Below are 7,812 nucleotides of genomic sequence, written 5' to 3' on the forward strand. Positions count from 1 at the left end.
ATGCAGGAGTGATCGTCCGACCGGCTGCTGCCACCATGCTGTCAGCAACGCAGCCCGTGCGGTACGGACACTCTTTCATGTCGATGCCATCCGTCCCATATTCGGGCCATGGCGAAGACCCCCGACACTCCCAAGAAGCCCAGCCGCACGCCGAAATCCAAGGCGCATCGCCCGGACGTCCAGCCGATCGCGCCGGCGCTCGCCGAGCTGCTCAACCCCGCCATCAACCGTGGCGAGAGTGGAATCGGTTCATCAACCGGACTGAAGCCGCCGCCGGACAATTCCTGGGACCGCCGCAGCGGCGGTGAGGCCGCCGCGCATCGCGCGCGCGCCTCGACCAAGGGCAAGAGCGCCGACACGACGGCGCGCGACAGCGCGGATCGGACGATGCCGCTGCGGCCGAACCCGCAGCCGGCCGGCGGACGCGCCTCGCCCGCCGCCGATGACAACGGAGAGCTGACCGGCCTGTCCGAGGCGCCGCAGGCCAATTACGGCACCGCCGCCACCATCCCGACGCTCGATCCGGAGCTGGCGCGGCAGCTCGGCCTGCCCACCGCCGAGGACGACGACGAGGCGCTGGCCCGGCCACCGCGCAACAAGATGGAGGCGCTCGGCGTCAAGGCCACGGCGGAAGCGCTGGAATCGCTGATCCGCGAGGGCAGGCCCGAGTTCCGCAAGGACGACGGTTCGCTGCGGGTGTGGACCCCGCACCGGCCGCCGCGCCCGGAGAAGTCCGAAGGCGGCGTCCGCTTCGAGATCAAGTCCGCCTACGAGCCGAAGGGCGACCAGCCGCAGGCGATCAAGGAGCTGGTCGAGGGCATCGCCCGCAACGACCGCACCCAGGTGCTGCTCGGCGTCACCGGCTCGGGCAAGACCTACACCATGGCCAAGGTGATCGAGGCGACGCAGCGCCCGGCCATCATTCTCGCCCCCAACAAGACGCTCGCCGCCCAGCTCTATGGCGAGTTCAAGAGCTTTTTCCCCGATAACGCGGTCGAATACTTCGTCTCCTATTACGACTACTACCAGCCCGAGGCCTACGTCCCCAGGACCGACACCTATATCGAGAAGGATTCCTCGATCAACGAGCAGATCGACCGGATGCGCCACGCCGCGACGCGCGCGCTGCTCGAGCGCGACGACGTCATCATCGTCGCCTCCGTCTCCTGCATCTACGGTATCGGCTCGGTCGAGACCTACACCGCGATGACCTTCGCGCTGAAGAAGGGCGAGCGCATCGACCAGCGCCAGCTGATCGCCGACCTCGTCGCCCTGCAATACAAGCGCACCCAGCACGATTTTACCCGCGGCACTTTCCGTGTCAGAGGCGACGTCATCGACATCTTCCCGGCGCACTATGAAGACCGTGCCTGGCGCGTGAACCTGTTCGGCGACACCGTGGAGAATATCGAGGAGTTCGATCCGCTCACCGGCCACAAGCAGGACGAGCTGGAGTTCATCAAGGTCTACGCCAACTCACACTATGTGACGCCGCGCCCGACCCTGGTGCAGGCGATGAAGTCGATCAAGTCCGAGCTGAAGATGCGCCTCGACCAGCTGCATGCGCAGGGCCGCCTGCTCGAGGCGCAGCGGCTGGAGCAGCGCACCACCTTCGACATCGAGATGATGGAGGCGACCGGCAGCTGCGCCGGCATCGAGAACTACTCGCGCTATCTCACCGGCCGCCTGCCCGGCGAGCCGCCGCCGACCTTGTTCGAATACGTCCCCGACAACGCGCTGGTGTTCGCCGACGAGAGCCACGTCACCATCCCGCAGATCGGCGGCATGTTCCGCGGCGACTTCCGGCGCAAGGCGACGCTCGCCGAATACGGCTTCCGCCTGCCCTCCTGCATGGACAACCGCCCGCTGCGCTTCGAGGAGTGGGACATGATGCGGCCGCAGACGGTCGCGGTATCGGCGACCCCCAGCGGCTGGGAGATCAACGAGGCCGGCGGCGTGTTCGTCGAGCAGGTCATCCGCCCCACCGGACTGATCGATCCGCCGGTCAACATCCGTCCCGCCCGCACCCAGGTCGACGATCTCCTGGGCGAGGTCCGCGCCACGGCGCAGGCCGGCTATCGCTCGCTGATCACGGTGCTGACCAAGCGCATGGCCGAGGACCTCACCGAATATCTGCACGAGCAGGGCATCCGCGTCCGCTACATGCATTCGGACATCGACACCATCGAGCGCATCGAGATCATCCGCGACCTCCGTCTCGGCGCCTTCGACGCGCTGGTCGGCATCAACCTGCTGCGCGAAGGCCTCGACATTCCCGAATGCGCGCTGGTCGCGATTCTCGACGCCGACAAGGAAGGTTTTCTGCGCAGCGAGACGTCGCTGATCCAGACCATCGGCCGCGCGGCGCGCAACGTCGACGGCAAGGTGATCCTCTATGCCGACCAGATGACCGGCTCGATGGAGCGCGCCATCGCCGAGACCAACCGCCGCCGCGAGAAGCAGGTCGAGTACAACACCATCAACGGCATCACGCCGGAGAGCGTCAAGAAGTCGATCGGCGACATCCTCAACTCGGTCTATGAGCGCGACCACGTGCTGATCGAGACCGGCGGCGGCACCGCCACCGACGACGCGATCTCGATCGGGCACAATTTCGAGGCCGTGCTCGCCGATCTCGAAACCCGCATGCGCGAGGCCGCCGCCGACCTCAACTTCGAGGAGGCCGCGCGCCTCCGCGACGAGGTCAAGCGCCTGCGCGCCACCGAGCTCGCCGTCGTCGACGATCCCACCGCCAAGCAACGCACCGTGCAGAGCAAGGCGGGCGCTTACGCCGGCGCCAAGAAATACGGCGACGCCGCCAATCTGCCCACCACGGCCCTGAAGGGCCGCGGCGGCCGTGGCGGAGCAAAATCCGGCGACAGAGACCCACTCGCCCCCCTGCTCGACGAACTCACCGGCGGCTCCTCACGCCGCACGGGCGGTCCCTCCTCTCCCTCCCCCCTTGCGGGGGAGGGTCGGGGTGGGGGGTCCACGAGTCCCGGCGGCCGTGGCGGAAGCACCGGCTCCAAAGTCCACAAGCCCCATCTCGACGAGATGCACGGCCCGGAATCCCTGCCCTACCGCCCCAACGCCAAGCTGCCGGCCAAGCCGTTCGGCGGCAGCAGCAAGATCATCCAGCCAACCAACTCGCGCGAATCGGGTCCGGAATTCGGCCCCGCGCCGCGCTCGACGGGCGGTGCGCCGGGCAAGCGCGGTGGATGGAAGAAGCGGTAGCCGGCAGAGCAAAGCAGCGACCTACACAAGGCTTTCCGAAGCAGCGCTGCAGCAATGGTTGACCGGCGCAATGGCCTCTCGATCGCGCCACGCACACCACCGCGATCCGGAAGCCGTGCAGCGGCCGTCGATATCTCCACCTCGCTCTTGGTGGTCCAATGGATGGGGGTTTCGCTCCGCGCCTCGGAACGACGACAAGACCACATTGAAGAAGGGTAACACATGTGTTACCCTTGGATATGATTGAAATCCGCTATTTCGCCGGTGCGGATGGGGAAGAGCCCTTCGCGGATTGGTTCACCGATTTGGAAGCAGTTGCTCGCGCAAGGTGACGAGAGCGATTGCTCGTATGGAGCATGGCAACTTCTCCAACGTCAAACCAGTCGGGGAAGGCGTGCTGGAATATCGGATCGATTTTGGGCCTGGCTACCGGGTCTATTTCGGGCGAGATGGCAATACTCTGGTGATCCTTTTGACCGGCGGTACAAAGAAGCGGCAACAGCGCGATATCGAAACAGCTCGCACCTATTGGCGGGACTACAAGCAGACCAAGTCGAGACGCTGAGCGGAGATGCTGATGGCAAAGACGAAGAGCTTCAAGGAGCTGGTCCAGAGCCAGGCCAAGGCCGACAAGGCCTTTGCCGAGGCGCTGCTTCGCGAGGGCATCGACGCGATGCTCAGCGGTGACATGGAAACAGGAAAGGTGATCCTGCGAGACTACATCAAGGCAACCGTGGGTTTCGAGAAATTGGGCGAAGCAATCGACACACCACCCAAGAGCCTGATCCGCATGTTCGGACCTCAAGGAAATCCGCAAGCCAGGAACCTGTTTAGTGTGATCGGCTATTTGCAGAAGCAAGCCGGCCTGCAGCTTCACGTCACGGGCTAGCGAAAAGTCCACAAGCCCCATCTCGACGAGATGCACGGCCCGGAGTCCCTGCCCTACCGCCCAAACGCCAAGCTGCCGGCCAAGCCGTTCGGCGGCAGCAGCAAGATCATCCAGCCAACCAACTCGCGCGAATCGGGTCCGGAATTCGGCCCCGCGCCGCGCTCGACGGGCGGCGCGCCGGGCAAGCGCGGCGGGTGGAAGAAGCGGTGATCGCGCGTTGAAGCGTGCGGGCCCACGCCGGAGCACACAGCGGTCGCCACGCGATCACATCGCCCAGACTCAGCTCGAGACGGCGGTCTTCTGGTCGGTGATTTCGGAGAACGCCGGCTGCAGCCCGGGGCTCGCATCGACGTCGCGACGCTGCCCGGCGAGCTCGATGACACCGGCAGCGGGGCGCGGCTCGACGCGGTTGCGTCCGGATTGCTTGGCCCGGTACATGGCCTCGTCGGCATCCGTCAGGAGCGTCTCGATCGAAGGCGCCGCAGAGCCGGTCGTCGCCCACCCGATGCTCGCGGTGACGCTCAGCCGGTCGCCTGCGATGATCGGACATGCCGTCTCGATCCGTGCGCGCAGATGCTCGGCCATCGCGAATGCGTCGGCCGCGCCGGTGTCCGGCAGCAGGACCACGATCTCCTCGCCGCCGATCCTGGCCACGCTATCCGTGACGCGAACGGATCCCGCGATCGTCGCCGCGACCGCAACCAGCGTCTCGTCGCCCCCTTTGTGCCCATGGCGGTCATTGACGGATTTGAAACGGTCCACATCGATGAACAGCAATGAGACCGGGCTGCGCCCGGCCTCTGACAACACCCGGCCGCTGCGCGCCATGAACGCCGGCCGGTTGAGCAGGCCGGTCAGGCTGTCGTGGCTGGCGGCATATTCGAGCTGTCTCCTGCCGAGCTCGATCCTGCGCAGGAAAGCGGCGGTCCGAAAGTTGTAGCAGTGGTACAGCGCGCCCGTGGCCGCCAGACCGAAGCAGAACGTCGCCAGCGCATTCTCGGACAGCACGATGCCGCCCGCGACATACGACATGATGATGATCGCTTCGGTGACGACGATCGTGGCCCATCCTGCGCGCGATCCAAGCAACAGGAATGTTCCTCCAGCATGCGCGAAGAACCAGACGTAGCGCAGCTCATCCCCGGGCATGCTGTAGAGCGCAATCAGAAACAGCACATAGGTGTTGCCCGCAGCGGTCCAGGCGAGCGGCTTCGACCATTGCGGCCTGAGGTGGAGAAGCGCCGCGGTGACGATTCCGACGGCCATGCTGCCGAGATTGGCCATGAACATCGAGGGGGAGAGCCAGATCAGGCCGAGCGTCGCCGAGATGTCGAACACGGCCGTGAACACCGCCGTGACCAGGGCGACGAGCAGGGAGAACATCCTCTTGAACTCGTCGTGCTCGGCCGACGAGCTCGACGCGGAAGATATCGTCCATCCCGTCATGTCAGGCGCCTTTGGATCCAGCCGCAGTCTGGCCCATGTCTCTCACGGCTTCATGCCCATGGGCCCGAGACATAGCGACGACGCGCGCAGATTGCGTGCGCCGTCACGCGACACATAGAGCGAAAACGTAAGTTTGTTGTTTACACCAACATCTTAGCGATCCGGCGGAGGCCCGGCACCACGGTGCGCAAACACCACTCCGGTTCGAGCCATCCGGCCCGCGCCTGCGCGCGATCCGGATGGACGATCAGTCATGAGAACGCGCGACCTCCGGATCGCCGCGCGCATCGAGCTGCGGCCCACCGTCCTACTCTCTGAAAGTAGTCGTTGCGGTTGGCGCCGTCATAGTTTCCCGACGTCGTGCAGCAGGCCTTGAAACCTGCGTCCGGAGCCGCATGGGCAGAGATCGTTGCGGCCGAGCTTCTCGCTGAGCTCGACATCGCCGTGAACGAACCGGCGTCCACGCTTCACATGGGTTTCCGAGGGATAGGAGTCCCGCCGCTTACGCGTGATGCTGAAAGCTGGGGAGGTTGTCGAGATCATGGACCTTGCGCATGACGGCCTCCATCGTTGGGCGCAGCCTGATTGCCGCGGCGCAGTCTCCTACCAGCTTGCGCCACCGCTGGGAAGCCCGTGCCACGACCGCACGGTTGTAGATGACATCTGACCACCATCCCGCAGGAAGGCCGCGATCCCCATCAGATCGTAGGGCGGATTAGGCGAAGCCGTAATCCGCCGCAACGTAACCTCATCGGGCGCCCGATCTTGTGTTCACTTATCCGCTTCGGGTAGCCTGACCATTGATCCTCGACGCTGGCTTCGAGTCCATGCCCAACTATCGTCGCGTATTCGTCCCAGGCGGCTGCTGGTTTTTCACCGTCAACCTCCTTGATCGGCGTCGGGGCCTGCTGATCGAGCATATCGATCTCTTGCGTTCGGCCGTAGCTGCGACCCGGAAGCGATACCCTTTCGACATAGATGCTTTCGTTGTCATGCCGGATCATCTTCATGCCGTCTGGACCCTGCCGCCTGATGATGCCGACTTCTCAACTCGCTGGCGGCTGATCAAAAATCGCTTCGCGCGTGAGCTGCCAAGAACCGAGCGCCTGAGCCCGATTCGCCTTGCGAACCGGGAGCGAGGTATCTGGCAGCGTCGATATTGGGAGCATCTGATCCGCGACGAAGACGATTATGCCCGGCACGTGGAGTATTGCTACATTAATCCAGTGAAGCATCGTCTTGTCAGTCGTGTCGCCGAATGGCCCCATTCGTCATTCCACCGCGATGTGCGCGCAGGGCTGTTTCCGAGCGATTGGGCTGGCGATGCCGATATAAGCGGCGTGTTCGGAGAGCGATGATCGTCCGGCCCCATATCGAAATGCCCGTGCCGTTCGATGGCGGATTACGCTACGCTAATCCGCCCTACGGAGTTGAGTGCGTAGGGCGGATGAGGCGAAGCCGCATCCGCCAGCATCTGCCCGCCAGGCAAATCAATTCCGCCGTCATCGCCCCTGTCCAGCCCTTCGGATAAAAATAAATCGCTTGGCGACTTCGCCAAATCAGCAGTATGGTCCCACCCGTTCCGTTGCGTCGGAGGGGACGTATCGCGGTCGTCATGGACGTCGGCAGCGGAATGCGGTGGGCGCAGGGAATCGCAGCGTGGCTTCGTGTCGCGCCGACGAACGGTTTCTTGTGCACGGCGAAATCGTGCGGTCCTGACACCCCGATGCTGGTGTCCAGCGGCAGGCGCGCGCAAGCGCGTTGTCGCGACATGGTGGCCAGAAAGCCCGGTGCACCAGGGAGACCACGTATAAGCCGTTCCAACCATCGCGCGGGGAAGGCCGGGCGTTCTCGGCCAGACCTGTGGTACCTGCCGCCTGCATTTTTTTCGCAGGCGGGCCACGGGCGCGGCCAGCGCCCGGCCTTCCCTGCGCCCTCTGTTTGATGAGGGCGACGATGCAAGCAAAGCTCGGGCATGACGTGCCGCGAGAACGAGGCGACTTGTCCGCCTTTGGGTCGATTGCCATGCAGATCGCTGGACGAGCCGTGAAGCCGCGTCATCCTCCACTGTCGTCCCGGACAAGCCGCGGCGCGCGACAGCGCGATGCGGCGCCGATCCGGGATCCATACGCCGCGGCGGTCATGATGGGCAAAAGGCCAATTGCCAGCGTGCCTCAATCCGCACCCTGGGGTATGGGTCCCGGCGTTCGCCCATAGGCGCTAAGATAGTTTTAGCATCATTT

6 protein-coding genes and 1 pseudogene are annotated in these 7,812 nt (G+C 64.7%); 5 read left to right on the forward strand and 2 right to left on the reverse strand.

The window, feature by feature from the left end:
* Positions 1-108 precede the first annotated feature (108 nt).
* The 4 genes and pseudogenes from uvrB to QQL87_RS30280 form a co-directional block, all read left to right on the forward strand.
* Positions 109-3,234 (forward strand): excinuclease ABC subunit UvrB, encoded by a 3,126-nt coding sequence (gene uvrB, locus QQL87_RS30265; RefSeq protein WP_284422653.1) that lies wholly within the window; start codon positions 109-111, stop codon positions 3,232-3,234.
* Between the two features lie 349 nt (positions 3,235-3,583).
* Entirely contained in the window at positions 3,584-3,799 is a 216-nt protein-coding gene (locus QQL87_RS30270; RefSeq protein ID WP_284422652.1) for a type II toxin-antitoxin system RelE/ParE family toxin, read from the forward strand.
* 12 nt (positions 3,800-3,811) lie between these two features.
* The gene (locus tag QQL87_RS30275) at positions 3,812-4,123 is read left to right on the forward strand and encodes a transcriptional regulator (protein ID WP_284422651.1); all 312 of its coding nucleotides are present in this window, start codon (positions 3,812-3,814) and stop codon (positions 4,121-4,123) included.
* A gap of 3 nt (positions 4,124-4,126) precedes the next feature.
* A pseudogene (locus tag QQL87_RS30280) lies at positions 4,127-4,333 on the forward strand (hypothetical protein); the annotation flags it as partial.
* 69 nt (positions 4,334-4,402) lie between these two features.
* Here QQL87_RS30280 and QQL87_RS30285 read toward each other — a convergent pair.
* Both QQL87_RS30285 and QQL87_RS30290 read right to left on the reverse strand, forming a co-directional pair.
* Positions 4,403-5,569: a GGDEF domain-containing protein gene (locus QQL87_RS30285; RefSeq protein ID WP_284422649.1), complete on the reverse strand. Its 1,167-nt coding sequence runs from the start codon at positions 5,567-5,569 to the stop codon at positions 4,403-4,405.
* Positions 5,570-5,911: 342 nt separating this feature from the next.
* On the reverse strand, positions 5,912-6,112 hold the full coding sequence (locus tag QQL87_RS30290; protein WP_284422647.1) for an SEC-C metal-binding domain-containing protein: 201 nt from the start codon (positions 6,110-6,112) through the stop codon (positions 5,912-5,914).
* A 284-nt stretch (positions 6,113-6,396) separates the two neighbouring features.
* On the opposite strand from QQL87_RS30290, the gene QQL87_RS30295 reads away from it, so the two are divergent.
* Positions 6,397-6,927, forward strand: a complete 531-nt coding sequence (locus QQL87_RS30295; protein WP_284422646.1) for an REP-associated tyrosine transposase — start codon at positions 6,397-6,399, stop codon at positions 6,925-6,927.
* The last annotated feature ends 885 nt before the right edge of the window (positions 6,928-7,812 follow it).

The organism is Bradyrhizobium sp. SSBR45G, from assembly GCF_030159255.1.
Classification (GTDB): domain Bacteria; phylum Pseudomonadota; class Alphaproteobacteria; order Rhizobiales; family Xanthobacteraceae; genus Bradyrhizobium.